Source organism: Leptothrix sp. (in: b-proteobacteria), assembly GCF_965250675.1.
Lineage (GTDB): Bacteria > Pseudomonadota > Gammaproteobacteria > Burkholderiales > Burkholderiaceae_C > Sphaerotilus.
The window spans coordinates 600,176-626,144 of sequence record NZ_CBDFPH010000001.1 but is presented as its reverse complement, the minus strand read 5'-3'; the positions used below and the strand labels follow the sequence as shown (position 1 = coordinate 626,144).

Annotated in this window: 26 protein-coding genes; 11 read left to right on the top strand and 15 right to left on the bottom strand. The window is 68.0% G+C overall.

What is annotated here, in order from left to right:
* Positions 1-312, top strand: a complete 312-nt coding sequence (locus AC5IG3_RS02750) for a LapA family protein (protein WP_491904743.1) — start codon at positions 1-3, stop codon at positions 310-312.
* Complete coding sequence (gene lapB, locus AC5IG3_RS02745; protein WP_491904742.1) at positions 302-1,462, top strand: lipopolysaccharide assembly protein LapB; 1,161 nt, start codon at positions 302-304, stop codon at positions 1,460-1,462. Before AC5IG3_RS02750 ends, lapB begins: the two co-directional genes overlap by 11 nt.
* A gap of 11 nt (positions 1,463-1,473) precedes the next feature.
* Here lapB and waaC read toward each other — a convergent pair whose 3' ends face one another.
* Positions 1,474-2,463, bottom strand: coding sequence for a lipopolysaccharide heptosyltransferase I (waaC, locus tag AC5IG3_RS02740; RefSeq protein WP_491904741.1), 990 nt, complete (start codon positions 2,461-2,463; stop codon positions 1,474-1,476).
* A gap of 13 nt (positions 2,464-2,476) precedes the next feature.
* Positions 2,477-3,130, bottom strand: coding sequence for a DUF4254 domain-containing protein (locus AC5IG3_RS02735; RefSeq protein ID WP_491904740.1), 654 nt, complete (start codon positions 3,128-3,130; stop codon positions 2,477-2,479).
* A 130-nt stretch (positions 3,131-3,260) separates the two neighbouring features.
* Between AC5IG3_RS02735 and AC5IG3_RS02730 the strand changes: the two genes are divergently transcribed.
* On the top strand, positions 3,261-5,000 hold the full coding sequence (locus tag AC5IG3_RS02730) for an ABC transporter transmembrane domain-containing protein (protein WP_491904739.1): 1,740 nt from the start codon (positions 3,261-3,263) through the stop codon (positions 4,998-5,000).
* 15 nt (positions 5,001-5,015) lie between these two features.
* Here the strand turns inward: AC5IG3_RS02730 and AC5IG3_RS02725 are convergent, their stop codons facing one another.
* The 3 genes from AC5IG3_RS02725 to AC5IG3_RS02715 are packed head-to-tail and all read right to left on the bottom strand — an operon-like array spanning position 5,016 to position 8,946.
* On the bottom strand, positions 5,016-6,134 hold the full coding sequence (locus AC5IG3_RS02725; RefSeq protein WP_491904738.1) for a glycosyltransferase family protein: 1,119 nt from the start codon (positions 6,132-6,134) through the stop codon (positions 5,016-5,018).
* Positions 6,131-8,023: a glycosyltransferase family 2 protein gene (locus AC5IG3_RS02720; RefSeq protein WP_491904737.1), complete on the bottom strand. Its 1,893-nt coding sequence runs from the start codon at positions 8,021-8,023 to the stop codon at positions 6,131-6,133. The genes AC5IG3_RS02725 and AC5IG3_RS02720 overlap by 4 nt, the downstream gene beginning before the upstream one ends.
* Positions 8,024-8,076: 53 nt before the next feature.
* Entirely contained in the window at positions 8,077-8,946 is an 870-nt protein-coding gene (locus AC5IG3_RS02715; RefSeq protein ID WP_491904736.1) for a glycosyltransferase family 2 protein, read from the bottom strand.
* Between the two features lie 228 nt (positions 8,947-9,174).
* Here AC5IG3_RS02715 and AC5IG3_RS02710 point away from each other — a divergent pair, with 228 nt between their 5' ends.
* Positions 9,175-9,501, top strand: coding sequence for a ComEA family DNA-binding protein (locus AC5IG3_RS02710; protein WP_491904735.1), 327 nt, complete (start codon positions 9,175-9,177; stop codon positions 9,499-9,501).
* Positions 9,502-9,513: 12 nt separating this feature from the next.
* Here the strand turns inward: AC5IG3_RS02710 and AC5IG3_RS02705 are convergent, their stop codons facing one another.
* The 3 genes from AC5IG3_RS02705 to dnaE form a co-directional block, all read right to left on the bottom strand.
* Positions 9,514-10,731 (bottom strand): patatin-like phospholipase family protein, encoded by a 1,218-nt coding sequence (locus AC5IG3_RS02705; protein WP_491904734.1) that lies wholly within the window; start codon positions 10,729-10,731, stop codon positions 9,514-9,516.
* Between the two features lie 42 nt (positions 10,732-10,773).
* Complete coding sequence (locus tag AC5IG3_RS02700) at positions 10,774-11,241, bottom strand: hypothetical protein (protein WP_491904733.1); 468 nt, start codon at positions 11,239-11,241, stop codon at positions 10,774-10,776.
* A 91-nt stretch (positions 11,242-11,332) separates the two neighbouring features.
* Positions 11,333-14,899 carry a DNA polymerase III subunit alpha gene (gene dnaE / locus AC5IG3_RS02695; RefSeq protein ID WP_491904732.1) on the bottom strand — a complete coding sequence of 1,189 codons (3,567 nt, stop codon included), beginning with the start codon at positions 14,897-14,899 and terminating at the stop codon, positions 11,333-11,335.
* A 61-nt stretch (positions 14,900-14,960) separates the two neighbouring features.
* On the opposite strand from dnaE, the gene AC5IG3_RS02690 reads away from it, so the two are divergent.
* A complete protein-coding gene (locus tag AC5IG3_RS02690) occupies positions 14,961-15,755 on the top strand; it encodes a sulfurtransferase (protein ID WP_491904731.1) in 795 nt (264 codons plus the stop codon).
* On the opposite strand, the gene AC5IG3_RS02685 is transcribed toward AC5IG3_RS02690, so the two are convergent.
* The 3 genes from AC5IG3_RS02685 to AC5IG3_RS02675 form a co-directional block, all read right to left on the bottom strand.
* Positions 15,707-16,429: a DUF599 domain-containing protein gene (locus tag AC5IG3_RS02685; RefSeq protein WP_491904730.1), complete on the bottom strand. Its 723-nt coding sequence runs from the start codon at positions 16,427-16,429 to the stop codon at positions 15,707-15,709. The genes AC5IG3_RS02690 and AC5IG3_RS02685 overlap by 49 nt on opposite strands.
* Before the next feature lie 94 nt (positions 16,430-16,523).
* A complete protein-coding gene (locus AC5IG3_RS02680; RefSeq protein WP_491904729.1) occupies positions 16,524-17,057 on the bottom strand; it encodes a flavodoxin family protein in 534 nt (177 codons plus the stop codon).
* Positions 17,058-17,115: 58 nt separating this feature from the next.
* A complete protein-coding gene (locus tag AC5IG3_RS02675) occupies positions 17,116-17,826 on the bottom strand; it encodes a pirin family protein (RefSeq protein WP_491904728.1) in 711 nt (236 codons plus the stop codon).
* Positions 17,827-17,926: 100 nt separating this feature from the next.
* On the opposite strand from AC5IG3_RS02675, the gene AC5IG3_RS02670 reads away from it, so the two are divergent.
* Genes AC5IG3_RS02670 through AC5IG3_RS02660 form a run of 3 tightly spaced genes read left to right on the top strand, consistent with a single transcriptional unit; the run spans position 17,927 to position 20,257 of the window.
* Positions 17,927-18,907, top strand: a complete 981-nt coding sequence (locus AC5IG3_RS02670; protein WP_491904727.1) for a LysR family transcriptional regulator — start codon at positions 17,927-17,929, stop codon at positions 18,905-18,907.
* A gap of 17 nt (positions 18,908-18,924) precedes the next feature.
* A complete protein-coding gene (gene gluQRS, locus AC5IG3_RS02665) occupies positions 18,925-19,881 on the top strand; it encodes a tRNA glutamyl-Q(34) synthetase GluQRS (protein WP_491904726.1) in 957 nt (318 codons plus the stop codon).
* A 16-nt stretch (positions 19,882-19,897) separates the two neighbouring features.
* Positions 19,898-20,257 (top strand): FKBP-type peptidyl-prolyl cis-trans isomerase, encoded by a 360-nt coding sequence (locus tag AC5IG3_RS02660; protein WP_491904725.1) that lies wholly within the window; start codon positions 19,898-19,900, stop codon positions 20,255-20,257.
* A 7-nt stretch (positions 20,258-20,264) separates the two neighbouring features.
* On the opposite strand, the gene AC5IG3_RS02655 is transcribed toward AC5IG3_RS02660, so the two are convergent.
* Entirely contained in the window at positions 20,265-21,044 is a 780-nt protein-coding gene (locus AC5IG3_RS02655; protein ID WP_491904724.1) for an SDR family NAD(P)-dependent oxidoreductase, read from the bottom strand.
* An 81-nt stretch (positions 21,045-21,125) separates the two neighbouring features.
* On the opposite strand from AC5IG3_RS02655, the gene AC5IG3_RS02650 reads away from it, so the two are divergent.
* The gene (locus tag AC5IG3_RS02650; protein ID WP_491904723.1) at positions 21,126-21,941 is read left to right on the top strand and encodes a TIGR00266 family protein; all 816 of its coding nucleotides are present in this window, start codon (positions 21,126-21,128) and stop codon (positions 21,939-21,941) included.
* Positions 21,942-21,989: 48 nt separating this feature from the next.
* On the opposite strand, the gene AC5IG3_RS02645 is transcribed toward AC5IG3_RS02650, so the two are convergent.
* The 3 genes from AC5IG3_RS02645 to AC5IG3_RS02635 all read right to left on the bottom strand — a co-directional run bounded on the left by AC5IG3_RS02645 (position 21,990) and on the right by AC5IG3_RS02635 (position 24,505).
* Complete coding sequence (locus tag AC5IG3_RS02645) at positions 21,990-22,424, bottom strand: universal stress protein (RefSeq protein ID WP_491904722.1); 435 nt, start codon at positions 22,422-22,424, stop codon at positions 21,990-21,992.
* Positions 22,425-22,509: 85 nt separating this feature from the next.
* Positions 22,510-23,367: a sulfurtransferase gene (locus AC5IG3_RS02640; protein ID WP_491904721.1), complete on the bottom strand. Its 858-nt coding sequence runs from the start codon at positions 23,365-23,367 to the stop codon at positions 22,510-22,512.
* A gap of 7 nt (positions 23,368-23,374) precedes the next feature.
* The gene (locus AC5IG3_RS02635; RefSeq protein ID WP_491904720.1) at positions 23,375-24,505 is read right to left on the bottom strand and encodes an aromatic ring-hydroxylating oxygenase subunit alpha; all 1,131 of its coding nucleotides are present in this window, start codon (positions 24,503-24,505) and stop codon (positions 23,375-23,377) included.
* Positions 24,506-24,795: 290 nt separating this feature from the next.
* Here AC5IG3_RS02635 and xseB point away from each other — a divergent pair, with 290 nt between their 5' ends.
* Entirely contained in the window at positions 24,796-25,053 is a 258-nt protein-coding gene (gene xseB / locus AC5IG3_RS02630; protein ID WP_491904719.1) for an exodeoxyribonuclease VII small subunit, read from the top strand.
* The gene (locus AC5IG3_RS02625) at positions 25,050-25,955 is read left to right on the top strand and encodes a polyprenyl synthetase family protein (protein ID WP_491904718.1); all 906 of its coding nucleotides are present in this window, start codon (positions 25,050-25,052) and stop codon (positions 25,953-25,955) included. The genes xseB and AC5IG3_RS02625 overlap by 4 nt, the downstream gene beginning before the upstream one ends.
* Positions 25,956-25,969: the final 14 nt, after the last annotated feature.

Here is a 25,969-nt window from a genome sequence, read left to right as displayed (position 1 = left end):
ATGCGACTTCTTACCTGGCTCCTCCGAGCTGCCCTCTTTTTCGTGCTGTTCGCCTTCGCGATCAACAACCAGCATGAAGTCCACCTGAAATGGTTTTTCGGCCTGGAATCGCGCGCGCCCATGGTGATGGTCGTGCTGGTGACGTTCGCCGCCGGCTGCGGCGTGGGCGTGCTGGCCATGCTGCCCAACTGGTGGCGCCAACGCCGCCGGGCCCGAGCGCTGCGCGCTGTCACGCCAGCGACCACCGCACCAGCGGCCGCCGTGACGCCTCCACCTGCCGACGTCGAGCTGATTCCCCGTGATGGACTTTGATCTGCAGTGGCTGCTGCTGGCTCTGCCGGCGGCGTTTGCCATCGGCTGGCTGGCTTCGCGTCTGGACCGCCGCCAGTGGAAGCGCGACATCGAGGCCTCGCCGCGCGCCTATTTCAAGGGCCTGAACCTGCTGCTCAACGAACAGCAGGACAAGGCCATCGACGCCTTCATCGAGGCGGTGCAGCACGATCCGGGCAGCTCGGACCTGCACTTCGCGCTCGGCAACCTGTTCCGCCGTCGGGGCGAGTACGAGCGCGCCGTGCGCGTGCACCAGCATCTGCTCGGCCGCGCCGACTTGAGCAGCGACGAGCGCGACCGCGCCCAGTACGCGCTGGCGCAGGACTTCCTCAAGGCCGGCCTGTTCGACCGTGCCGAGGCCGCCTATCACGCGCTCGAAGGCACCCGTTTTGCCACTGACGCGCGCCTGGCGCTGCTGACGCTGCACGAACGCGCCCGCGACTGGAAAGCGGCCATCGATGTTGCCCGCGGCCTGGAATCGGTCGCCGCCGGCAGCTTTGCCCAGCGCATTGCCCACTACTGGTGCGAACTGGCGCTGGAAGCCGACGCCCACAACGACCCCGCCGCTGCCGACACCGCGCTGCAGCGCGCCCGCGAAGTGGCGCCGCAATCGCCCCGCCCGCTGATCCTGGCCGGCCAGCGACTGGCCCGCGCCGGCCAGCACGCCCAGGCGCTGGCGCTGTGGACGCCGCTGGCAGCGGTGCACCCGGAAGCGTTCTCGGTCATTGCGCATGACTACGCCGTCAGTGCCCAGGCCTGCGGCCAAGGTGCCGAGGCGTTGGCGCGCCTGAAAGCGCTGCATGCCACCGCACCCTCATCTGACCTGCTGGCGGCCGCCCTGAGCCTGCTGCCGCTGCCCAGCGACGCGCCGGAACGCCGTCGCCTGCTGCTGCAGCAACTCAAGAACCAGCACAGCCTGAGCGCCGCGCTCAAGCTGCTGCAGGAGCCCGAAGCGCCGCCGGTGGACGCCGAAGAAGCCCAGGCGCTGCAGCAGACGCTGACCCAGACGCTGCGCCCGCTGCGCCGCTACCGCTGCGCGGCCTGCGGCTTCGAGGCCCAGAACTACTTCTGGCAATGCCCCGGCTGCCACGGCTGGGACACCTATCCGCCTCGGCGGCAGGAAGACCTGTAAGACAGTCCCGCTCAGGCGCCGACGTGCCGCCCGACGTGCGGAAGCGCCTCGCGCAAGGCCGCTTCCACATCCGCCAGCACCGGCACCTGCCCCTTGCCACCCAGGCTGCGCACGAAATTGGCGCCTGTGACGCCGGACAGGCCCGGTTCATGGTCGCAATGGATGCTCACCGCCGGCCGTGCAAACGCGGCGCCCAGGTGCGTGAAGCCGGTGTCCAACCCCACCAGCAGGCGCGCCCCGGCCAGCACCGCAGCCGTGTCACCCACGCTCAGGAAGGGCGGCACCACGGCGGTGGTGCCAGCAGCGATGCGCTGCGCGCGCTCCTGTTCCTGCGGGCTGCCCCACAGGATCACCGGCGTCCACCCCTGAGCCTCGATGTGGCCCAGCAGCACACGCCAGCGCTCTTCGGGCCAGAGCTTCTCGGGCCGGCTGGCACAGGGAATCAGCACCGCGTAGGGCGCGGGCGGCTGCCAGACCGACGCCGGCGCGCGCAGCCCAAAGTCCGGCCCGCTGGCCGGCATGGCGTAGCCCAGATGGGCGGCGGCCAGGCGCCGACAACGCTCGACCGCATGCAATTCGCGCGAAACCGCCGCGCGGCGCTGGTAGAACAACGCGGCCAGCGGCTCACGGATGCTGTGGCGGTCGTAGCCTGCGCGCGGGCCATGCGCCTGCACGGCCCACATCACACTCTTGAGCAGGCCCTGGAAATCGAGGATCAGGTCGTAGCGCTCGGCCTGGAGTTCATGGCGCAGCTTGCGGATCGCCGCCCGCGTCGCCGGATCGCGCAGCGACTTGCGCCACTTGCGCCAGGCGATCGGCAACACCCGGCGCACGGCGGGATGCAGCGCGGGAATGGCTGCAAACGGCGCCTCGACCAGCCAGTCGATCACGATGCCAGGATGCGCCCGCGCCATGTCGGTGATGGCCGGCAGCGCGTGCACCACGTCGCCCATCGACGTGGTCTTGACCACCAGCACCCGCAGGGGCTGCGGGTGCTGCAAGGGGCGGCCCACCTCAGCCACGTGCGGCCTGCGCCTCGGCCACCAGCACCGGGTTGAAGCGGGCATCGTTGTACATCTTGAACTGGCGGTAGACCTTGAAGCAGGCGCGACCGGCGGCGCAATCGGCCAGCAGCGCATCCAGGCAGCCAGCCAGATCGGCGCGCTGCTGTTCCAGGCGGTCGAGCTTGATGTGGCTGGCGGCAATGTGCTCGGCGTCTGCGTCCAGACGCCGCGTCTGCTGGCGCATGGCGTTGGCCTTGAGCGCCATGATGGACAGGCGGTCGATCATCGCGCCGGCCGTCTCGCTGTTGAGCCGGGCGCTGGCGGGTGCGGTGCTGAGCGGCGCATCGCTGCGGGCCGATTCGGCGTCGACCAGGCCCAAAGCGATCAGCAGGATTTCATCGACGCGTTCGGTGGCGTCGTTGCGGGCCTGGTTGTAGCGGTCGATGGCGCGCTTGTTGAGCGCGATGTCGGTGTCGCTGACGCGGGTGCGGCGGGCCAGGTCTTCCTCGGCCCACAGCAGGCTGTTGTTGCGGTGGTTGGTGGCCACCCAGTGCCACAACGGCTCGGTGGGCACGGCGGCCGCGCTGGCGGGCCAGTCGGCGCGGGCCAGCAGGCTGTCGTGCAAATCGATCACGGCGCGGGAGGTCAGGAGGGAAGAACTCATGGGGCATCTCGGACGGGCGGACCGACCGGCGGCAAGACTCAAGGCATGAATTATCGTCGCCGCTGAACTTCGCTAGCATCACGCACCTTATGAATGCACAACCACAGCGGCACCTCGGCCGCCACTCGGCATGAGCGACACCCCGACCAGCAACCGGGACGTCGCCAAGCGCCTGAACCGCTACTTCTGGCCCCATCGCAACGGCGTGTTCGTGTCGATCGTGGCGTTTCTGCTGGCCTCGTCGACCGAGCCGCTGATTCCGCGCCTGCTGCAGATCGCGCTCGACAAGGGTTTTCTGGAGAAGCCCGCCTTTCCGCTGTGGATGGTGCCGGTCAGCCTGATCGGGCTGTTCACGCTGCGCGGGCTGTTCGGCTTTGTCGGCACCTACATGCTCAACCGCAGCACATCGCGGGCCGTGCTGGGGCTGCGGCAGGATCTGGCCAGCGCGGTGCTGCGTGCCGATGCGAGCGTCTTCGGCCACATCACACCGGGCGTGGTGGTGAGCAAGGTCATCAACGACCCGCAGAACATTGCCAGCATGATGGGCGGCGCCATGATCACGCTGCTGCGCGACGGCACCACCGCCATCGCGCTGCTGGCTTATCTGTTCTATCAGAACTGGCAGCTCACCCTGCTGTCGCTGGTCACGGTGCCGCTGCTGTCGCTGGGCGTGCGCTTCGTGCACCGGCGCGTGCAGAAGGTCGGCAGCGCCGCCTACCAGGCGCAATTGCGGCTGGTGTCGGTGGTCGACGATCTGGCACGCGCCTGGCGCGTGATCCGCACTTTCGACGCCGGCGCCTTCGAGCGTGGCCGCTTCGACCGCGAGGCGCAGCAGGTCCAGCGCATGGGCATGAAGAGCGTGGCCGCCTCGGCGCTGATGACGCCGATGTCGCAGCTGGCCGCCAGCTTCGGCGTGGCATCGATCGTGACGCTGGCGCTCTACCAGGCGCAGACCCAGGGCAACAGCGTGGGCGAATTCGCCGGCTACGTGACCGCGCTGCTGTTGCTGGTGTCCAAGACCCGGCATCTGACCGATGTGTCGCAGCCCATCATCGGCGCGCTGATCACCGCACGCGCCTGCTTCGAGCTGATGGACGCCCGAGCCGAGCCGGACCTCGGCCAGCGCACGCTGGAGCGCGCCCGCGGCGAGATCGTCTTCGACAACGTCACCCTCGCCTACCCCGGCGCCGACCGGCCCGCGTTGGACCAGCTGACGCTGCGCGTGGCGCCGGGCAGCACGGTCGCGCTGATCGGCAGTTCAGGTGCCGGCAAGACCACCGTGGTCAGCACGCTGCTGGGCTTTACCGCGCCCGACAGCGGCCGCCTCACGCTCGACGACGTGCCGATCGCCGACCTGCGCAAGACCGACCTGCGCCGCCAGTTCGCCGTGGTGTCGCAGGACATCGTGCTGTTCGACGCGTCGATTGCCGACAACGTCATCTACGCCGCCCCGCCCGACCTCGCCCGGGTCGAAAGCTGCCTGCGCGCCGCCGCACTCTGGAATCACGTCGCCAGCCTGCCCGAGGGCATGAACACGCCCATCGGCGTCAACGGCAGCAAACTCTCCGGCGGCCAGCGCCAGCGCCTGGCGATTGCCCGCGCGCTGTACAAGGACGCGCCGATCTGGGTGTTGGACGAAGCCACCTCCGCGCTCGACACCGAGTCCGAACGCGCCATCCAGCAGGCGCTGGAGCAGTGGCATGGCCAGAAGACCATGATCGTCATCGCCCACCGGCTCAGCACGATCCGCGATGCGGATGCGATCTACGTGATGGAAGACGGCCGCGTGGCGGAGTCGGGTGCGCATGCTGAACTGATGGCGCGTGGCGGACGGTATGCGGCGATGGTCAGTGCGCAGAAGGCGGATTGAGCAAAGACGTGCAGGTCACGGACACCGACGGCGACGGTTCAGGCGACGGCGATTGAATTTCCGCAGAGGCATGGCCCACTGCTCCAAACGGTCAATCAGCCAGTCCAGCATCACGCGCAGCACCGAAGGCTGCACCCGAAGCTGATAAATGTCCAGCAGCATCGTCCGGTAAGCCGCCACGGTGTTTGCCAGCGCGTGCTCGCTCACGACGCAGGCACGGGCCGCATCACTCAGCATCTGGCGCTGATGGGCCGAAGCGATCAAACCGCTCAGCGCTGCGTACCAGGCTGCGGGCTCGTCATCGCACAGCAAGCCGGTCCGGCCTGGCGTGACGACGTCAGCGTATGGCGCCACGTTGGCGCAAACGCACGGGATGCCAGCGCAGGCGTAGTCGAAGTACTTGACCGCCGTCTTGCAACTGCTGAAGGCCGAATCGTCCAGCGGCAGCGCGCCGATCGGGTTGGGCAGCGCCGCAATCGTGTGCAGGAATTCATCGCGCTGCAGCAGCGGCAACCGCTGCAGCGCGACACCCTGCTCCTGAAGGCAATCCGCAATCGGGCCGATGGCCACGACCGTCAACGGTGACGTGGGGGTCGCCGTCAATTGCTTCAGCGCGACGGCCAGGGAACGCACTTGCTGAAGGTCTGAGGCCGCGACAAGAATCGTCACGGGCCTCGTGTCGTCATGCGACGCGCGGGGCAAGTCGGCACCCGGGCTGTAGTTGGGCACCAGATGCACCGGCGGGCCGAACACGGACAACCGCTGCGCCAGTCGCGACGTGGTGGTGGAGATGCAGGTGGCATGTCGCAACATGTCCCGAATATCGTCGGCACTGCGTTGCAGTTCCTCAGAGCCGAGCAGGTGCCCAGCCGGTTCGATCAGTAAATCATCGATCTCATAGATGACCGGCACGCCCTGCGCCTTCAGCCACAGGAGCCGCTGGTGCTGAGCCGGCCCCAGCAGACGCTGCAGGATGACCACATCCGCCCAGCGCCAGTCAGCCCGGGTGCACTGGAAAGATGATTTCAGACGCAAGGGCCAGCCTTGCTCTTGGGCCAGGGCACGCAGCGGAATGCCCAGCCGTATCTCGGCCAGCGTCTGTGTGATGTCGCTGGCGACGGCAAGAATCTTCATGGTTCGACTGGGCCAGCAGCGTCCGCCCGCAGCGCCACAAACCAGGGCACCGCCCACTCATGGCGCGGTGGCGTCGCCAGCGAGAAATCGCCATGGGCCTGGCTGAGGTTGAGGTTGTTGGCGGGATCATGCTGCAGCGTGCGGCCCCAGCGTTGCAGCATGTAGGCGCGCTCGCCCTTGAAGCGCTCCAGGCTCTTGGGCGCCAGATCCCGGCCACGCGAGACGGATTCGTGATGAATCAGTTCGGCAAACGGCGTCCAGACGTTGATGTAGCCCGCCTCGCGCAGGCGCAGGCAGAGGTCGACATCGTTGTAGGCCACGGCCAGATGCGCTTCGTCGAGGCCGCCGACCTGCTCGAAGCGGCTGCGCTGCACCACGAGGCACGCGGCGGTCACGGCGCTGAACGATTGGGTCAGGCCGGCGCGACCGGCGTAGCCGCCGGCGTTGCGCGCCAGACCCTTTTGCGCCGGGCCGGCGACGCCGCCAAAACCGTCGCCCCGGTCGATGCCCAGAATCACACCGCCGTGCTGGATGGTGGCGTCCGGGTAGAGCAGCTTGGCGCCCACCGCGCCCACCTCGGGCCGGGCCGCGTGGCTGACCATTTCGCGCAGCCAGTCGGCGTGGATGATCTCGATGTCGTTGTTGAGCAGCGCCAGGTACTCGCCCTGCGCTGCGCGCGCGGCCAGGTTGTTGAGTGCGGAGTAGTTGAACGGCCGCGCATCCCGCAGCACCTTGAAGCCGGGCCGCGCTTGCAGCGATTCCAGGTAGCGCAGGGCCTCGGGCTCGTCAGAGCCGTTGTCGATGACGATGACCTCGTAGCGCGGGTAATCGGTGATGCGGGTCAGCGTGTCGATGCACTGCTTGAGCAGGCCGAGCTGGTTGCGCGTCGGGATCAGCAGGCTGACCAGCGGCGCGGGCTCCGGCAGCGGCCAGCGCACCCGGAAACGGCCGGCACTGATGTCCTCCACCGTGACCGCATGGCCCAGCCGGTGCAGGTGCTCGGTGATGGCGCGGCGGCCAGCGATCTGCGCGTAGGGCTTGGCCTCGGCGCCACCGGCGGTGCTTTGCTCGTGCATGCGCCAGTGGTAGAGCACATGCGGCACATGGACGATCTGCGCGGGCGCCAGCTTCTCGGCGCAACGCAGCACCAGATCGTGGTCCTGCGCACCCTCCAGACCGGCGCGGAAGCCGCCCAGCTCCCGCATCAGGTCGGTGCGGATGGCCGTGAAATGGCACACCAGGTTCTGTGACAGGCACAGGTCGTGGTTCCAGTCGGGCTTGAAATAGGGGTTCTCGCGCTGGCCTTCGGGGCCGAGCTTGTCTTCGTCCGAATAGATCAGCCCGGCAGCGGGAAAGGCGCGGGCCGCCTCGGCCATCAGCAGCAGCGCGTGGTCGGCCAGTTCGTCGTCGTGGTCGAGCAGCGCGACCCATTCGCCACCGGCCAGCGCCAGCGCAGAGTTGGAGGCCTCGCAGATGTGGCCGTTGCGCTCGCGCCGCACGATGCGGATGCGCGCATCCTGACGCGCCAGATCTGCAAGGAACTGATCCAGCGCCGGGCTGCCGGAGGCATCGTCGGCAATGCACAGCTCCCAATGCGGGTAGATCTGGCGCTGCACCGAGGCCACGGCCGCGCCCAGCCAGCGCAGGTCCGGCTTGTAGGTGGGCATCAGGATCGAGATCGTGGGCGGCCGCTCGATGTGCGCCATGCGGGCCGACAGCTGCGTGCGCTCCACCGGGCCGAGGGTGTCGTAGCGGGCAATCCAGTCAGCGTACGCCGCACGGCGGGCCTCGCGGCGGCGGCGCAGGCGTCGCCGGTTGAGGCCTCTCAGCACTTGCTTGATGCGCGCACCGGCGCGGGTCAGGGCGGAAGGCCAGACGATGTCAGTCATGCAATGAGTTCTGGTTGGCCCGACCCGGTGGGTACGGCGACGAGCAGAGCGGATCAGGCACGGTAAGCCAGCACCCCGGCCACCCGCCCGATACAACGGGCAGCGCGGCGGGTATCGAGCACCAGCAGGCGCAGCAAGGCTTCCAGCACCGCGGTCAGGCCATAGCCCAGACGACGCGGCAGGCTCACCGTGCGCTGCAGGTGCTTGCGCCAGAAACGGAACTTGGACTGGATATGGTGAAACCCGCGCGTGAACTCGGAGCGCAGCAACTGCCGCCCTCCCACCGAGCCACGCGACAGGTGCTGAACCTGCGACTCGGGCGCCACCACGATCGGGCCGCACTCGTCCTGCAGGCGCAGGCAAAGGTCTTCGTCTTCGTAGTACAGGAAGAAGCCTTCGTCGAAACCGGCCACCTGCTGCAACGCGCTGCGCCGGATCAGCATGACGGCGCCGGACACGAAGCCCACGCAGCAGGGACCGTCCGCACCCGGCCCGCGCGAGGCCCAGCCATCGGCGCGCCAGCGATAGCTGATGTCGAGCTCTCCACGCCGCCCCAGCAGCTGGGGTGCCATGACGCTGGCTTGCGGATAGGCGTCCGCCGCCTCGACCAGGCGGGCGATCTGATCGGCGCTGGTGATGCAGTCCGGATTGAGCAACAGCACGAACTCGGTGTCCGCAGCGCGCCAGCCCAGGTTGTTGGCAGCGCCAAAGCCCAGATTGGCCGCCTGCGCCAGCACGCGCGCCTGCGGCAGGTGATGCGCAACCTGCGCCACGGTGTCGTCCCCGCTGGCGTTGTCCACCACGATCACCTTGGGCATCGTCGCCAGGCTGTGACCCAGCGCCGGCAAGCAATGGCTGCTGTTGAACGTGACGATCAGCACGGTCACGCGCAGGGAAGAATCAGGTGGGGAAGAGATATCCAAAGCAGTCCGCGCGTGTCAGGGCCATTCAAGGTCGTTCAGGGCCATCGTCGTTCATTGAGCATTTGCAGCAGCACGAAATTACTGCAATCCGCAGGGATTTTGCCATCCCCCTTCAGAGCGATACCCAGGCCGTCGGCTCGCGCTTATCTTCACTTCACACCGCTGCAGCGGTGCAAGGTCCACGCGCTCCGCAGCGCGTGCTCAATCCAAAGTTCTGAGGACTCCATCATGTTGAAAAAACTGATCATGGGCTTGCTGGTGCTGTGTTCGAGCGCGTTGTACTCGCCCTTGCTGTGGGCGGCCGTCGACGTCAACAAGGCCACGCAGGCCGAGTTGGAGTCGGTCAAGGGGATCGGTCCGGCCATGTCGGGCAAGATTCTTGACGAACGCAAGAAGGCCAACTTCAAGGACTGGAACGACCTGATCGAGCGCATCAAGGGCGTCGGGCCAGCCAACGCCGCCAAGTTCTCCGAAGCCGGCCTGACGGTCAACAGCAGCGCTTTTGCAGCAGGTGCAGCGCCAGCCGCCGCCAAACCCATCGACAAGAAGAAGTGAGTCCGACGCGGCTCAGCCAGAACGCGGTGCCCAGCCGAAGAAGCGCAGCACCTCGTCACGCCGGGCCTGGGTGTCGGCACGACCCAGTGCCATCAGGTCGCAGGTGTAGGCCGACTCGAACAGCAGGTAACTGGCCAGCGCCGCACCCCGTGCGCTGCTGCCCTGGCCTGACACCCCCACGCCGCGCAACAAGGCGCGAATGGTGCGGGGCAAGGCATCAAGGTGTCGCCCAGCCAGATCGTCAAGACGCTGGCTGGGCGCAATCACCAGCGACTCGATCGGGCGCAGGCTGGTGTGGGCGCGCGACTCGGGCGGCATCAGCGCCAGCGTGGCGTTGATGCGCTGCATCCGCTCCACGTCCACCGCCAGGGCGTCCAGAAAGATGTTCGACAAGGCGTGCCCGGCAATCTGCGCTACGCTGGGGTAGCCGTCGGCCCGGACCGGCCGGTCCGGCGGCTCGTGCATGCGGCCTGCACCAATGATGAGGATCTTCTGTGCCCCCAGGTGCACCGCGGGCGAGATCGGCGCCGCCTGCCGCATCGAGCCGTCGCCAAACCATTCGGCACGTCCCTCCACCTGCAGCTGCACGGACGGGAAAACGAAAGGAATCGCCGCCGAGGCCAGCAAATGCGGCACACCCAACTTGGCCCGCACGGCTATGCGTTGCGAGCGGGTCCAGGGCACCAGGTCGCGGCTGCTTTCGTAAAAAGTCACGTGGTGGCCGCTGCTGTAGCTCGATGCCGTGACCGCCAGGGCCTGCAGATGCCCTTGCGCCATCAACCCGGGCAGGCGATCGAAACGCACCATGCGTTGCAGCAGATCCTGCAGTGGACTGTTATCGAGCAAGGAGCGCGGCTTGATGCTGCGCAGGCGGGCCAGCGCCCAACCGAACGACATCATCGTCAACCACGGCGCACCGGTCCGGATCACGGCCAGCGAATCGGCCCGGTAGACCTGCTCGGCGCGAAAGTGGCGCCAGACGTGCACGATCTCATCGATCGCTGCGCCATAACGGTCGGCCTGGCAAGCCAGCGCCGCTGCGTTGATGGCGCCTGCCGACGTGCCGGCGATCACCTGGAACGGACAGGCCGTGCCAGCGCCCGCTTCACGCCCGATCAAGGCCAGTTCCTGCAGCACGCCCACCTGATAGGCGGCGCGGGCACCCCCACCGGTCAGCAGCAGGCCCGTCAAAGGGGGGCTTGATGTGTCGAAGAGGGGTCGTGGCTCCATGGGGCCAGTCTAGCCACGGCCGCCCGGTGGCGTCGAGGGGACTCAGTCCTCACCGCGCCCTCTGCCGTGGCCATGGCCGTGACCTTGTCCATGATCGCGGCGACCGTCTTCGCGCCAGTCGCGTCGATCATCACGGCGGTCATCTCTCCGGTCATCTCGATACCGGCCTTCGTCGCGCGAGACATGCTCGCGATACCAGCCGTCCCGCACAAAATAAACCGGTACGCCGCAGGCGTTGTAGCGGTCACAGTAGCGGCGCCAGTTGCGCTGATGGCCCGGCGGCACCCACAGGTAGACCGGCTCGGGCTGCGCCATGCGCGGCGCGGGTGCGATCACGATCGGGCGCTGCACGATCACCTGAGGCTGCGGAAACCGACCCAGATCGATGCGGCCAAACACGCCCGGCTGGCTGATCTCGATGGACACGCCCACATCCGGCCCACCCGCCACGGCGGCGCCCATCACCAAGCCACCTGTGACAGCCAGAACGGCCTTCATCAATCGATTCATACCTACTGCTCCTGGAACTCCAAACGGCCCCGTGCTGTCCAACAACGGGGGAGTCTGTCGATGCGCTGACACGCAGGGGTATCGAGCTGTTTCAGGCGCTTTCTTCCACATACACCAGCCGCGCCTGACCGTCGGTCGCCTGCTGCCAGAGCTTGAGCGCCTCATCGCTCGGGTAGAAACGCGCAGCGTCGCCAAGCTCCACCTCGGCCACCGCGCCCTCGCGCTCCACCGTCAGCCGCAGCGACACGCCCAGCGTGGTCTCGCCTTCGTCGGTCTGCTGGCGCCGCGCCGGGTGGTCGCGCAGCAGCTGGTCGATCACGCCCAGCTGTGCGGGCACTGGCAGGCGCAGATAACGGCCATGGCGGCAGCGCGCCGTCGGCAGATCCCAGATCTGTTGCACGTTGAAACGAATGCCACCGCTGAAGCGGTCCGGCTGCGCCTTGCCCTGCATCAGCAGCAGCTCGTCGTCCTTGAGCAGCAGGCTGTTGGCGTTGAGCAGTTCCTCGGCCACCACGGCCTCGACCGCCGCCGTCTTGTCATCGAGCTTGAAGATCGCCACCTTGCCGCGGTGGCCGTTGACGATGCGCAGGTCGGTGACGATGCCCGCCAGCATCTGCGGGTCGCGGCTGTCGCCCAGGTCTTCGATGCGGCGGCGCGCGAACTGGCGCACCTCGGCCTCGACCTGATCGAACAGGTGGCCGCTGAGGTAGTAGCCCAGCGCAAGCTTTTCCTGCACCAGGCGCTGCTTGACGTCCCAGGTCGGCACGTTCGGGTAGTCGGGCTCGCGGGTCGAGCTGCCGTGGTCGTCGGCGCCGCCGAAGTCGAACAGCCCGCCCTGGTCGGCGTGCGCGACCTGGGTGTCGGCGTAGTCGAATGCCAGCGTGATGCTCGCCAGCAGCTGGGCGCGGCCGTCCAGGCCGAGCGGATGCAGCTTGTCGAAGGCGCCGGCCTTGATCAGCGCGTCGACCGCCCGCTTGTTGATGCTCTTGCGGTCGATGCGCGCGGCAAAGTCGAACAGCGACTTGAACGGCCCGCCCTCGGTGCGCGCCGCCACGATGGCGTCAATGGCGCCGCGCCCGGTGCCCTTGATCGCGCTCAGGCCGTAGCGGATCAGCTTGCGGCCGGCCGGGCCGGGGGCCGGCTCGAAGCGGTAGATGCCGACGTTCACGTCCGGCGGGTCGAACTGGATGCCGAACTTCAGCGCATCGTCCCGCAACACCTTGAGCTTGTCGGTGTCATCCATTTCAATGGTCATGTTGGCCGCGAAGAACTCGGCGGCGTAATGAACCTTGATCCAGGCGGTGTGATACGCCAGCAGTGAATAAGCGGCGGCGTGCGACTTGTTGAAACCGTAGCCGGCGAATTTCTCCATCAGGTCGAAGATTTCGTCAGCCTTGGCTTCGCTGATGTCTTTCTTGGCCGCGCCCTCGCGGAAGATCTTGCGGTGGGCGGCCATTTCCTCGGCCTTTTTCTTGCCCATCGCACGGCGCAGCAAATCGGCGCCGCCGAGCGAATAACCGCCCAGCACCTGCGCGGTCTGCATCACCTGTTCCTGATAGACCATGATGCCGTAGGTTTCCGACAGCACCGCCTCGACCAGCGGGTGCGGATACTCCACCACCTCGCGGCCGTGCTTGCGGGCGACGAAACTCGGGATCAGGTCCATCGGGCCGGGGCGATACAGCGCGTTGAGCGCAATCAGGTCCTCCAGCCGGCTGGGTTTGGCGTCGCGCAACATGCGCTGCATGCCGCCCGATTCAAACTGGAACACCGCCTCGGTCAGCCCTTCCGAGAACAGTTGATAGACCTTGGTGTCATCGAGCGGAATGGTCTCGAAATTGAACTGGCTCTGCTCCGGATAACGGCTGACGATGAATTCCTTGGCCAACTCCAGAATCGTCAGCGTCGCCAGGCCCAGAAAGTCGAACTTGACCAGACCGATCGATTCGACGTCGTCCTTGTCGTACTGGCTGACGGCCGAATCGCTGCCCGGCTGCTGGTATTGCGGGCAGAAATCGGTGATCTTGCCCGGCGCGATCAGCACGCCGCCGGCGTGCATGCCGATGTTGCGCACCATGCCTTCGACGCGCATGGCCAGGCTCAGCAGCTCGGCGACTTCTTCTTCCTTCTGCTCGCGCTCTTCCAGCTCGGGCGCTTCCAGGCGGGCGTAGATCACGCCGCCGTCACGGTCCTCGACCTTCTCGGGCACGCGCGCCAGCGTCACGCTCTTGCCGGGCGGCGCCGGAATCAGCTTGGCGATCGAGTCGACGTGGCCGTAGCCCATGCCCAGCACCCGGCCGATGTCGCGCAGCGCGGCCTTGGCAGCCATGGTGCCGAAGGTGGCAATCTGGCTCACGGCCTGGCGGCCATATTTGTCTTTGACGTAATCGATGACGCGGTCGCGGTTGCCCTGGCAGAAGTCAATATCGAAGTCAGGCATCGACACCCGCTCCGGGTTCAGGAAGCGCTCGAACAGCAGCTTGTATTGCAGCGGGTCCAGATCGGTGATCTTGAGCGCATACGCCACCAGCGAACCGGCGCCCGAACCCCGGCCCGGCCCGACCGGGCAGCCGTTGTTCTTGGCCCAGGTGATGAAGTCCGACACGATCAGGAAGTAGCCCGGAAACCCCATCTTCAGGATGGTGCCGATCTCGAACTCCAGCCGCTCCACATACTCGGGCCGGCGCTTTTCACGCTCGGCTTCCTTCGGGTAGAGCAGTTTGAGGCGGTCTTCCAGGCCTTCATAGGATTCGAGCCGGAAATACTCGGCAATCGGCATCGGCTGGCCGTCGGCCTGGATCGGCGTCGGGAAATCGGGCAACTGCGGCTTGCCCAGCACCAGCGTCAGGTTGCAGCGCTTGGCAATTTCGAGCGTGTTGGCGATGGCGCTGGGCAGGTCGGCAAACAGCGCCTCCATCTGCGCCTGGTTCTTGAAATACTGCTCGCGCCCGAAACGCTTGATGCGCTTGGGGTTGGCGAGGGTTTCGCCCTCGGCGACACAAACCCGTGCCTCATGGGCGTCAAAGTCGTCCGGCTCCAGAAACTGCGCCGGGTGAGTGGCCACCACCGGCAATTTCAGGGCACCGGCCAGCTGCGCCGTGGCGCGCACGTTGGCTTCCTGCCCGGCCAGGCCGGCGCGCTGCACTTCCAGATAGAAGCGCTGCGGAAACAGCCCGGCCAGGCGCCGCGCTGTGGCTTCGGCCCGCACGGTGTCGCCCTGCGCCAGCGCTTGGCCGACGGCGCCCATCAGCCCGCCCGACAGCGCAATCAAGCCGCCGCCGAGTTCGGCCAACCAGTCCCACTTGACCCAGGCCTGGTTGCGCTGGACGTTGGTGATCCAGGCGCGCGAGATGATTTCGCACAGGTTCAGGTAGCCCTGCGTGTCCTGCACCAGCAGCAGCAGGCGGCTGGGCGGGCGGGTCTCGCCGGCGGCAGCGACGCCTTCGGGTTCGAGCCACAGATCAGCGCCGATCAGCGGCTTGAGGCCCTTCTTGCGCGCGGCGCTGTAGAACTTGATGGCGCCGAACAGGTTGGACAGGTCGGTGATCGCCAGGGCGGGCTGGCCGTCCTTGACGGCGGTCTTGACCACCTCGTCGATCCGCAGGGTGCCGTCGACAACAGAAAACTCGGTGTGGGTGCGCAGGTGGACAAAGCTCATCGGCGGATTGTAGGAAGCCGCCCGGTCGACCCGGCGCAGCCGGTTTTCTACAATCGAACGCGTGAATGCGCCCATCCTGAACATCTCGACCTACAAATTCGTCACCCTGGCCGATGCCGAGGCCCTGCGTCTGCCGCTGCAGGGCCAGGCCGCCGCCTGCCGCCTAAAAGGCACCGTGCTGCTGGCCGAAGAGGGCATCAACCTCTTCATGGCGGGGCCGGAAGCCGGCGTGCGCGAATTCATGGCCTACCTGCACACCGACCCGCGGCTGGCCGACCTGCAGCCCAAGGAGAGCTGGAGCGCGGCGGTGCCGTTCAAGCACCTGCGCGTCAAGGTCAAGCGCGAGATCATCCGCATGAACCATCCCAGCATCCGCCCCGAGGCGCAGCGCGCGCCGGCCGTGGCGCCCGCCGTGCTGGCGCAATGGCTGGCGCAAGGTCATGACGACGCCGGCCGACCGGTGGTGACGCTCGACACGCGCAACGCCTTCGAGATCGACCACGGCACCTTCGACGGCGCGATCGACTGGCGCATCGCCAAGTTCAGCGACTTTCCCGCTGCCGTGCAGGCGCACCGCGCCGAACTCGAAGGCAAGACCGTGGTGAGCTTCTGCACCGGCGGCATCCGCTGCGAGAAGGCGGCGATCTACCTGCAGGATGTGGGGCTGGAGCACGTCTACCAGCTCGAAGGCGGCATCCTGAAGTACTTTGAGGAAACCGAGGGCGCACCGGGCTGGCACGGCGGCTGTTTCGTGTTCGATCAGCGCGAAGCGCTGGGGGCGCAGCTCACGCCGACAGCCGCCACGGCTCAGGCCGGCGGCTCCAGCTCGTTGAGCACGGCCAGCACGTCGGAGTGAAATTCGCGTCGGTAGAGCACGCCGATCACGCCGGCGGTGCCGAGCGCAAAGCCCAGCGGTGACACGAACCACAGCACGGCGGCGAAGCTCATGTAGACGGCGCGCAGGCCGTCGTTGAAGGTCTCGGCCGCCAGCCCCATGACGCGGCCGGCGCGGTCGGCAAAGCGCTGGCGCGCGACTTCATCGGCACCGAACTCTGCCGCGCTGGGCGCCGCACCGATCAGCAGCGCGCCGAAGCTGTACTGCCGCATCGACCAGGTGAAGCGGAAGAAGGCGTAGACGAACAGGCTCGCCAGCACCAGCAGCTTCAGGTCGAACACCAGCGCGGTGGTGCGGGCGGCGAAGGGCAGTTCGTGCACCAGCTCGCTGGCCTTGTCGGTCGCACCCATGGCAGCGGCCAGGCCGCCGATGATGAAGATGGTGGTCGAGGCGAAGAAGCTCGGGCTCGATGCCATGTTCTGCGCCACCGCACCGTCGAGGATGCGCACCTCGCGCCGCGTGGTCTGCAGCATCCATTCGCCCCGGATGCGGTTGGTGGTGCCCAGCACCGACACCCGCGATTGCGCCAGCCGCCGGGCAAAGTGCACGTAGCCGACCCAGCCGATGAAAAACCAGCCCAGCGCCAGCCAGTCGGCCAGCGGCAGCACCTGTATCAAACGCAGCATGAGGTCCATGGGCCGGCAATGTAGCGCGCCATGAAAAACGGCCCGGGCAAGCCGGGCCGTGATGTCACGTCGTGTCGGGCCATGAAGGCCCGGTTCATGCGGATCAGCCGCGCAGCTTGGCCGTGATCTGCGCCACGCGCGCGCCGTAGGCCTTGGCGGTGTCCAGGTCGCCCTGGGGGATGTCTTCGGCCGGGCTGGTCGGGCCGACTTGCGCCATCAGGCCAGAGTTGGAGCCGATGCGGTTGATGTTGCCGTCGTTCATGGCCGGCTGGCCGACCCAGATCATGCCCTGCTGCATCGCCAGGGTGATGAAGTACTGGATGGTCGAGAGCTTGTCGCCGCTCGGGCTGGCCGAGATGGTGAAGCCACCGGCGACCTTGTCCTTCCAGGCGCTGGTGAACCAGCGCTTGGAGGTGGCGTCGGCGAACTTCTTGAACTGCCACGACGCCATGCCCATGTAGGTCGGCGAGCCGAAGATGATGGCGTCGGCCGCGTCCAGCGTGGCCCAGTCGGCTTCGCTGATGTCGCCTTCGGCGTTGATGGTGATCAGCTCGGCGCCGGCCCCTTCAGCCACGAACTGGGCGACGCGGGCGGTGTGGCCGTAGCCGCTGTGGGAAACGATGGCGATCTTGCTCATGGAGGAACTCCGGTTCAGGGTGGGTGAGAGGGGGTGAAAAATCGGTGAAATCAGGGCTTCAGGCTGCCAGGTCGAACACCAGCACTTCGGCGTCCTGGCCATGACTGAGGTCGAGCGCGGCTTCAGCGTCCAGCGCCAGCGCATCGCCGGCCTGCAGCGCCACGCCGTTGGCGTGCAGGCGGCCGCGCGCCAGAAAGACGTAGGCCTTGCGGGCGGGGTTGAGCGTCAGGTGCGCGGTTTGACCGGCCTCGAACAGGCCGACCCACAACCGCGCGTCGGCGTTCAGGCGCACGGCGCCGTCGGCCACGTCGGCGTCCAGCGGCGAGGCCACCAGGCGCAGGCGGCCCTGCTTGTCGGCGACGGGGAAGTCGCGCTGCTCGTAGCCGGGCGCCAGGTCGCGTGCGGCCGGCAGCAGCCAGATCTGCAGGAAGTGCGTGGTCGCGTCCTGGGCGTGGTTGAACTCGCTGTGGCGCACGCCGGTGCCGGCGGTCATGCGCTGGACTTCGCCGGGACGGATGGCCGCGCCGTTGCCCATGCTGTCCTTGTGCGCCAGCTCGCCCGAGAGCACGTAGCTGACGATCTCCATGTCGCGGTGGCCGTGCGTGCCGAAGCCGGTGCCGGCGGTGATGCGGTCCTCATTGATCACGCGCAGATTGCCCCAGCCCATGTGCGCCGGGTCGTGGTAGTCGGCAAACGAGAAACTGTGAAAGCTCTTGAGCCAGCCGTGGTCGGCGTAGCCCCGTTCGGCAGACTTGCGCAGGATGTGCATGACGGTGTCCTCAGGTTGACCGTGATCATGCGTCGCCCGGGGCCCGCCGGGACTGAGAAGCGCTGATGGCATCATTCAAACGCTCTGAAAGATGCCTGCCATGCCCGACCGCCGCCTTGCCCTCACCCCCGAAGCCCTGCAGATGATGGACACCATCGCCCGCACTGGCAGTTTTGCCGCCGCCGCCCGCGAACTGGGCAAGGTGCCCTCGGCGCTGACCTACAGCGTGCGGCAGCTGGAAGAGGCGCTGGACGCGCTGCTGTTCGACCGCCGCTCGCGCCAGGCCCAGCTCACGCCCGCCGGTGACGAGTTGCTGCGCGAAGGCCGCCGCCTGCTGCAGCAGATGGACGCCGTGGCCAACCGCGTGCAGCGCGTGGCCACCGGCTGGGAGACCGAGCTGGCGATTGCGGTCGACAACATCATTGCACCGGCCGCGCTGTTCGACCTGATCGACGCCTTCTACCGCCTGCCCAGCGGCGTGGAATCCGCCCCCGGCACGCCCGACAAAGGCCCGCCGACGCGGCTCAAGCTGATGGACGAGGTCATGGCCGGCACCTGGGAATCACTGGTGACGGGCCGCGCCGACCTGGCCATCGGCGTGAGTCCGCCCAGCAGCGCCGAAGACGACATCCAGACCGCCGCGCTCGGCCACCTGCGCATGGTGCTGGCGGTGGCGCCGCACCATCCGCTGGCGCAGGAAACCGCGCCGCTGTGCGCCGACACCATCGCGCGGCACCGCATCGTCGCCATCGCCGATTCGGCGCAGCGGCTGGCGCCCATCACGGTGGGCGTGCAGTCGGGCCAGGACGTACTGACCGTGCCGTCGCTGGCGGCCAAGCTCGAAGCGCAGATCCGTGGCCTGGGCTGCGGCCGGCTGCCCGAGACGCTGGTGCGCCGCCAGGTCGAAGCCGGCCGGCTGGTGCTGCTGGAGACCGAGGAACCCGGCCGCGAGATCGAGCTGCACTACGCCTGGCGCCGCAGCGCCGCGCAAGGCCGCGCGCTGGGCTGGTGGCTGCAGCAGCTGGAGCGCCCCACCACGCGCCGTGCGCTGCTGGAACAGCACGCCGGCCTGATCCTCTGAGGCGAGTGACCAGTGTGATGAGCGCAGGCGGCTACACCGGGCGCTTCGCGCCCTCGCCCACCGGCGCACTGCACGCCGGCTCGATGGTCGCCGCACTCGCCTCATGGCTGGACGCCCGTGCCCACGGCGGGGGCTGGCTGGTGCGCATCGAAGACGTCGACACGCCGCGCTGCAGCGCCAGCGCCACCGCCGAAATCCTGCGCCAGCTCGCCGCCTGCGGCCTGCAACCCGACGCGCCGCCGTGGTTCCAGTCCCAGCGCGATGCCGCCTACGCCGCCGCGCTGCAGACGCTGGTCGACCGCAGCCGCGCCTACGGCTGCGCCTGCACGCGGCGCGACATCGAAGCCGCGTTGCAGGCGCAAGGCATCGCGCACGAACGCCACGGCGAGCGCGTCTACCCCGGCACCTGTCGGCCTGAGAACGGTGGATTACGCGACCGCGCCCCACGCGCCTGGCGCCTGCACACCGCGCCGGGTGGCGTGGTGCCGCCGCCCCTTGCATGGCAAGACCGCCGCCTGGGCGCACAACGCCAGGACGTGGCGCGCGAGGTCGGCGACTTCGTCCTCAAGCGCGCCGACGGTCTGTGGGCCTACCAGCTGGCGGTGGTGGTCGATGACGCCGCGCAGGGCATCACCCACATCGTGCGCGGGGAAGACCTGGCCGACAACACCGCCCGCCAGATCACGCTGCAGCGCGCCCTGGGCTGCGCCACGCCGGCCTACCTGCACACGCCGCTGGTTCTGGCGGCGGACGGCCACAAGCTCTCCAAACAGAACGGCGCGGCAGCGGTCGATGTGTCGGCGCCGGTGCGCGTGCTGAGCGACGCGGCGATGGCACTGGGGCTGGAGTTGCCTGCAGGCGATGACGCCACGACCCGCACCGTGGCCGATACCCTGGCCGCCGCCGTGGCCGCCTGGACCGATCTGATACGACACGATGGCATGATCGCGCCCTCGGTTTTCCCGTCCCCCTGATTCGAAAGGCATTCCCATGAGCACCACCACCGAAAGCGGCCTGCAATACGAAGACACCGTGACCGGCAGCGGCGAACTCGCCGTCGCGGGCCGCGAGGTCAGCGTTCACTACACCGGCTGGCTGTTCGACCCGACCGCGGCCAACAACCGCGGCCGCAAGTTCGACTCCAGCAAGGACCGCGGCCAGCCCTTCCGCTTCCACCTCGGTGGCGGCCAGGTCATCCGTGGCTGGGACGAAGGCGTGCAGGGCATGAAGATCGGCGGCACCCGCGTGCTGACCATCCCCGCGGCGCTGGGCTACGGTGCCCGCGGCGCCGGCGGCGTGATCCCGCCGAACGCCACGCTGGTGTTCGAGGTCGACTTCATCGGCTACTGATCCACGATCAGGCGTCCCGCACATCAGCGACCACCACGTCGCCGAAGTCGGGGCGCTCCAGCCACGCCAGCACGCGGGTCGCGGCCTCCTCGGGCGTTGCCAGCTGACCGTGCTGGTGCAGGCCCTGAAAGCGCGCGCCGTCCGGAAAACGCTCGGCGCTCTGGCTGCGCAGTTGCACCTGCATGTCGGTGGCGATCACGCCCGGCGCCAGCGACACGATGCGTGCCGGCTGCGGCTGCTGCGCTTCTTCCAGCGCCAGTGCGCGGCTGGCGTGGTCCAGCCCGGCCTTGGCGCCGCAATAGGCCGCGCTGCCGGCCATCGCGTAGCGGCCCAGGCCTGAGGACACATTCAGCACCCGCACGCCGCGTTGCATGCGCGCCGGCCAGTTGCGCGTGATGCGCAGGAAAGCCGCCATCAGCAGCAGCGGTGCCTCAAGACCGACGCGGATCGCCCGCACCAACTCTGCTGCATCGGTGTCTGACGCCGCCCCGGGCGTGGACAGCACGCCGGCGTTGTTGATGAGCGTGGCGCGGTCGATGCCCGCCACCTCCCACGCCGCCAGCGCCTGTTCCAGTTGCTGCGCCACGGCCAGCGGCTCGGCCAGATCCACCGCCCAGGCCAGCAGGCGATGACCGTTCGCCTGCGCCAGCGACGCCAGTTCAGGCGCCGGCTGGCGCTGCAGCGTGAGGAGGGTTTGCGGCGCGCGGCGCGACAGGATCTGGCGCGCCATGGCCAGCCCCAGGCCGCGCGAGGCGCCGGTGAGCACAGTGAGTTCGGTGGGATTCATGGCGCGATTCTGCCCAGCCTTGGCTAAGATTCCCCGTCGATCCAACCATCATTTTTCAACTGTCTTGCAGGAGTTGCCCCCATGGCCATGGACGTGATCGATTACGAAATCAGAGGCGCAGAGATGCAATTCGTCGAGGTCGAGCTCGACCCCGGCGAGGCCGCCATCGGCGAGGCCGGCAGCATGATGTTCATGGACGCCGGCATTGCCATGGACACGGTGTTCGGCGACGGCCGTGCGCAGCAAGGCGGCCTCTTCGGCAAGCTGCTGGGCGCGGGCAAGCGGCTGATCACGGGCGAGTCGCTCTTCACCACCGTGTACACCAACAACGGCAGCGGCAAGCAGCGTGTGGCGTTTGCGGCGCCCTATCCCGGCAAGATCCTGCCGATGGACCTGCGCCAGCTCGGCGGCATGCTGATCTGCCAGAAGGACTCGTTCCTGTGCGCGGCGCGCGGCGTGTCGCTGGGCATCGCGGTGCAGCAGAAGCTGTCGGTCGGCTTCTTCGGCGGCGAGGGCTTCATCATGCAGAAGCTCGAAGGAAATGGCCTGGCCTTCGTCCATGCGGGCGGCACGGTGGTTCGGCGCGAGTTGCAGGCCGGCCAGTCGCTGATGGTCGACACCGGCTGCGTGGTGGCCTACACCCAGAGCGTGGACTTCGAGATCCAGTACGTCGGCAAGATCAAGACGGCGCTGTTTGGCGGCGAAGGCCTGTTCCTGGCCAAGCTGACCGGCCCGGGCACGGTCTGGCTGCAGAGCCTGCCGTTCTCGCGCCTGGCCAGCCGGATCTTTGCGGCAGCACCTCAGAACGGCGGCAGCCGCGATGAAGGCTCGATGCTCGGTGGCCTCGCCACCGGCGGCCTGCTGGGTGGCATGTTCGGCGGCGGCGACGACGAGTAACCGCTCACGACGCTGCCTGCGCAGTGGCGCGCCGGCGGCCTGACGGCCTTATCGAACCACCAGCACCGGCACGGTCGAGTGCGTCAGTACCTTCTGCGTTTCGCTGCCCAGCAACAGGGCAGCGACACCGCGTCGGCCATGCGAGCCCATCACCAGCAGGTCGCAGCCCTTGACCTTGCCATGCTCAAGAATGGCCTCCCAAGGGTGCAGCGCCTCCACCGTGGAGCCTTCGCACGGCACGCCAGCGGCTTTGGCCGCATCCAGCACCACCTGCACATGCTTGAGCGCGATGCGCTCCTGCGAGTCGAAGAATTCCTGCGGCGGAATCGGCTGCATCTCCGACACCGCGCTGTAGGGAAACGGCTCCTTGACCGACAGCGTCAACAGTTGCGCGCCCAGGGTGTGCGCCAGCTTGACGGCGGTTTCGACCGCCTTGGCGGTGATGTCGGAGCCGTCGGTGGGCACCAGAATTCGCTTGTACATGAGAGGCCTCCAAGCCGGAATGAATGGGCAGATCTTGCGATGCCCCTTCATCGGCCGGCTTGATGCGCCTCAATCAAAGCCCGGTTCAGCCGCGCGCCACCGGCCGGCTGGCGTCGCTGCACCACTCGCTCCAGGAGCCTGGATAAAGACGCGAGCCGGCGAGGCCCGCCACCTCCATCGCCAGCAGGTTGTGGCACGCCGTGACGCCCGAGCCGCATTGGTGCACCACGACCGACGGGACGCGGCCGGCCAGCAGCGGCGCAAAGGCGGCCTGCAGGGCCTCGGGCGCCAGGAAGTGGCCTTGTGCGTCGAGATTGGCGGCAAACGGCCGGTTGAGCGCACCGGGAATATGGCCGGCGACCGGGTCGAGCGACTCGACCTCACCGCGGTAGCGCTCAGGCGCGCGGGCGTCGATCAGCACGCCGCGGCCAAGTTCGGCGTGCAGGGCGTCGGCGCTGACGGTGGCGCAGCCAGGTTCTGCGGGCAACGGGTAGTCGCTGGCCGGCGTCGGCGCCAGGCCCGCGCCTGTTTCCAGCGCGCCCCCAGCGGCCAGCCAGGCGGGCAGGCCGCCGTCGAGCACCTGCACGTGTTCATGGCCGAGCCAGCGCAGCATCCACCAGAGGCGTGCGGCAAACATGCCGCCCTGGGCGTCGTAGGCGATGACGCGGTGGGCTGGCGTCACGCCCAGCCGGCCGAGGGTATGCGCCCACACCTCCGGGCGCGGCAGCGGGTGGCGCCCGCCGCACACGGCCTGCCCGGGGAGGGCACTCAGGTCAAGGTCCAGGTTGACGTAGCTGGCACCCGGCAGGTGGCCTTGCTCGAAAGCCTCACGACCGGCAGCGGGGCGGGTGAGGTCGAAGCGGCAGTCCAGCAGCAGGAGCGGCGGGCTGGCCGCCGACATCGGCTTGGCGCGCAGCTGGCTGGCGCTGATGAGCGGCGTCATGACCGCCTCAGAGCGCATCGCCGATCTGCCGGCGATACCACTCGTGGAAGTGCTGCATGCCGTCCTCCATGGGGCTTTGGTAGGGGCCGGACTCGTCGTCGCCGCGCTGCATCAGCGCACGGCGGCCGGCGTCCATGCGCAGGGCGATCTCGTCGTCCTCGACGCAGGTCTCCAGATAGGCAGCCTGCTGGGCTTCGACGTAATCGCGCTCGAAGGCGGCGATTTCCTCGGGGTAGTAGAACTCGACCGTGTTGAGCGTCTTCTGCGGCCCGATCGGGTGCAGGGTCGATACCGTCAGCACGTTGGGATACCACTCGACCATGATGTGCGGGTAGTAGGTCAGCCAGATCGCGCCGTGCTCGGGCGTCTTGCCGCGCTGGAACTGCAGCACCTGCTCGTGCCAGCGTTCATAGACGGCCGAGCCGGGCTTGCCCAGCGCCTTGCCCGCGCCCTGCGCCACGCCGACGGTCTGCACCGAGTAGTCGCGGCCCATTTCCCAGCGCAGGTCTTCGCAGGTGACGAAGTTGCCCAGGCCGGGGTGGAAGGGGCCGACGTGGTAGTCCTCCAGATAGACCTCGATGAAGGTCTTCCAGTTGTAGTCGCACTCGTGCTGGATGGCGCGATCGAAGACGTAGCCGCTGAAGTCAAGCTGCGCACGCGGCCCGAGCTGGGCCAGGTCGGTGACGACGTTGCGGCGGCCCTCGCCCGCCTCGAAGATCAGCCCGTTCCAGTTCTGCACCGGGTAGTTGCGCAGGTTCAGGCACGGATCTTCCTTGAAGTGCGGCGCGCCGACCAGCTGGCCCTGCAGGTCGTAGGTCCAGCGGTGCAGCGGGCAGACCACGTTCCTGCCGGTCTGGCCGCGGCCCTTGAGCATCACGGCCTGACGGTGGCGGCAGACGTTGGAGACCAGCTCGACGCCGTGCTCGGTGCGGATCAGCGCGCGGCCTTCGCCCTCGTGCGCCAGCGTCTGGTAGTCACCGACCTCGGGCACCATCAGCTCGTGCCCGACGTAGCGCGGGCCCGAGGGGAAGATCTGGCGCATCTCCTTGTCAAACAGCGCCTGGTCGAAGTAACTCGAGACAGGCAATTGAGTTCGGCTGCGGTGCAGAGCTTCGCGTGTGATGCTCAGGTCGGACATGATCCCCGGGATCTCCAGAAGTGAATGTTGAGCCATGCCCCTCGCCAGACGCGCATGTCGCCAGACAACCGCCGTCGTGCGGCGCCGGACCTGGGCGGGAACCGGCATGCAACGGGGTTGGACCCGGTCGACATCCCTTGGTCAAGGGATGGACAATCGGATCAGGAACAGATGCGCCAACGAGGAAACGGAATGGGCGGCCACCCGAAACGGGTCGTGGATTCTATCGACACCCCTGCAAGGAGCGAGCAAGACCGCGCCCTACAATCGCGGTCTTTGCGTTTGAACACATGCCAAAAAAAGCCACCGCCTCAGCCCTGTCGAGTACCTCCCTGGTGGAGCCGGCCAGTTACGAGGCGGCGCTGCAGGAGTTGGAGCGCCTGATTCAATCGATGGAGACCGGGCAATTGCCGCTTGACCAGATGCTCGAAAGCTATCAGGACGGTGCCCGACTGCTCGGGTTCTGCCGTTCGCGCCTTGAGGCGGTCGAACAACAAGTCAAGGTCCTGGAGGAAGGGCAGCTCAAGCCCTGGGGCGAAAAACAATGACCGACGCTGAATTCGAATCCTGGGCGCAGACCCAGTTGCAGGCCGTGGAACGTGCGCTGGAGCAGCACGTCGTGGCCGACACCCCGGCCGGCCTGGGCGAGGCCATGCGCTACGGCGTGCTCGACGGCGGCAAACGCCTGCGGCCGCTGCTGCTGCTGGCCGCCGCGCAAGCCGTCAACGCCCACGCCGAGGCCGCCTTGCGCGCCGCCTGCGCGGTCGAGCTGATCCACGCCTACTCGCTGGTCCACGACGACATGCCCTGCATGGACAACGACGTGCTGCGGCGCGGCAAGCCCACCGTGCATGTGCGTTACGGCGAAGCCCAGGCCATGCTGGCCGGCGACGCCATGCAGGCCCTGGCCTTCGAGGTGCTCACCCCGCCGCCCGCCGCAGACGGCACCGCGGTCGTGCCCGACGCGCTGCAGGCCCGGCTGTGCCGGCTGCTGTCGCATGCATCGGGCGTCGAAGGCATGGCCGGGGGCCAGGCCATCGACCTGGACAGCGTCGGCAAGCCGCTCGACGAAACCACGCTGCAGGACATGCACCGCCGCAAGACTGGCGCCCTGCTGCAGGCCAGCGTGCTGATGGGTGCGGCCTGCGGCCCGGCCGGCGCCTGCAACTGGGCGGCACTGTCGGACTACGGCGCCGCCATCGGCCTGGCGTTCCAGGTGGTCGACGACATTCTGGACGTCACCCAGCCGTCCGACACGCTGGGCAAGACCGCCGGCAAGGACGCCGACCGCAACAAACCCACCTATGTGTCGCTGCTCGGCCTGCAAGGCGCGCGCGACCGCGCCCAATCGCTGCACCAGCGCGCCCAGGCGGCCCTGCGCAATGCCAAGCTGCCGGACGGCCGCTATCTGGCCGCCCTGGCCGACCGCATCGTCGAGCGTGAATCTTGAGCGCCGCACTCCAC

What these genes read in the sequence shown, in the direction of transcription:
- AC5IG3_RS02750 (WP_491904743.1), top strand. Translation starts at nt 1, where the DNA reads ATGCGACTTCTTACCTGGCTCCTCCGAGCTGCCCTCTTTTTCGTGCTG.
- lapB (WP_491904742.1), top strand. Translation starts at nt 302, where the DNA reads ATGGACTTTGATCTGCAGTGGCTGCTGCTGGCTCTGCCGGCGGCGTTT.
- AC5IG3_RS02735 (WP_491904740.1), bottom strand. Translation starts at nt 3,130, where the DNA reads ATGAGTTCTTCCCTCCTGACCTCCCGCGCCGTGATCGATTTGCACGAC.
- AC5IG3_RS02730 (WP_491904739.1), top strand. Translation starts at nt 3,261, where the DNA reads ATGAGCGACACCCCGACCAGCAACCGGGACGTCGCCAAGCGCCTGAAC.
- AC5IG3_RS02725 (WP_491904738.1), bottom strand. Translation starts at nt 6,134, where the DNA reads ATGAAGATTCTTGCCGTCGCCAGCGACATCACACAGACGCTGGCCGAG.
- AC5IG3_RS02720 (WP_491904737.1), bottom strand. Translation starts at nt 8,023, where the DNA reads ATGACTGACATCGTCTGGCCTTCCGCCCTGACCCGCGCCGGTGCGCGC.
- AC5IG3_RS02710 (WP_491904735.1), top strand. Translation starts at nt 9,175, where the DNA reads ATGTTGAAAAAACTGATCATGGGCTTGCTGGTGCTGTGTTCGAGCGCG.
- AC5IG3_RS02705 (WP_491904734.1), bottom strand. Translation starts at nt 10,731, where the DNA reads ATGGAGCCACGACCCCTCTTCGACACATCAAGCCCCCCTTTGACGGGC.
- AC5IG3_RS02700 (WP_491904733.1), bottom strand. Translation starts at nt 11,241, where the DNA reads ATGAATCGATTGATGAAGGCCGTTCTGGCTGTCACAGGTGGCTTGGTG.
- dnaE (WP_491904732.1), bottom strand. Translation starts at nt 14,899, where the DNA reads ATGAGCTTTGTCCACCTGCGCACCCACACCGAGTTTTCTGTTGTCGAC.
- AC5IG3_RS02685 (WP_491904730.1), bottom strand. Translation starts at nt 16,429, where the DNA reads ATGGACCTCATGCTGCGTTTGATACAGGTGCTGCCGCTGGCCGACTGG.
- AC5IG3_RS02680 (WP_491904729.1), bottom strand. Translation starts at nt 17,057, where the DNA reads ATGAGCAAGATCGCCATCGTTTCCCACAGCGGCTACGGCCACACCGCC.
- AC5IG3_RS02675 (WP_491904728.1), bottom strand. Translation starts at nt 17,826, where the DNA reads ATGCACATCCTGCGCAAGTCTGCCGAACGGGGCTACGCCGACCACGGC.
- AC5IG3_RS02670 (WP_491904727.1), top strand. Translation starts at nt 17,927, where the DNA reads ATGCCCGACCGCCGCCTTGCCCTCACCCCCGAAGCCCTGCAGATGATG.
- gluQRS (WP_491904726.1), top strand. Translation starts at nt 18,925, where the DNA reads ATGAGCGCAGGCGGCTACACCGGGCGCTTCGCGCCCTCGCCCACCGGC.
- AC5IG3_RS02660 (WP_491904725.1), top strand. Translation starts at nt 19,898, where the DNA reads ATGAGCACCACCACCGAAAGCGGCCTGCAATACGAAGACACCGTGACC.
- AC5IG3_RS02655 (WP_491904724.1), bottom strand. Translation starts at nt 21,044, where the DNA reads ATGAATCCCACCGAACTCACTGTGCTCACCGGCGCCTCGCGCGGCCTG.
- AC5IG3_RS02650 (WP_491904723.1), top strand. Translation starts at nt 21,126, where the DNA reads ATGGCCATGGACGTGATCGATTACGAAATCAGAGGCGCAGAGATGCAA.
- AC5IG3_RS02645 (WP_491904722.1), bottom strand. Translation starts at nt 22,424, where the DNA reads ATGTACAAGCGAATTCTGGTGCCCACCGACGGCTCCGACATCACCGCC.
- AC5IG3_RS02640 (WP_491904721.1), bottom strand. Translation starts at nt 23,367, where the DNA reads ATGACGCCGCTCATCAGCGCCAGCCAGCTGCGCGCCAAGCCGATGTCG.
- AC5IG3_RS02635 (WP_491904720.1), bottom strand. Translation starts at nt 24,505, where the DNA reads ATGTCCGACCTGAGCATCACACGCGAAGCTCTGCACCGCAGCCGAACT.
- xseB (WP_491904719.1), top strand. Translation starts at nt 24,796, where the DNA reads ATGCCAAAAAAAGCCACCGCCTCAGCCCTGTCGAGTACCTCCCTGGTG.
- AC5IG3_RS02625 (WP_491904718.1), top strand. Translation starts at nt 25,050, where the DNA reads ATGACCGACGCTGAATTCGAATCCTGGGCGCAGACCCAGTTGCAGGCC.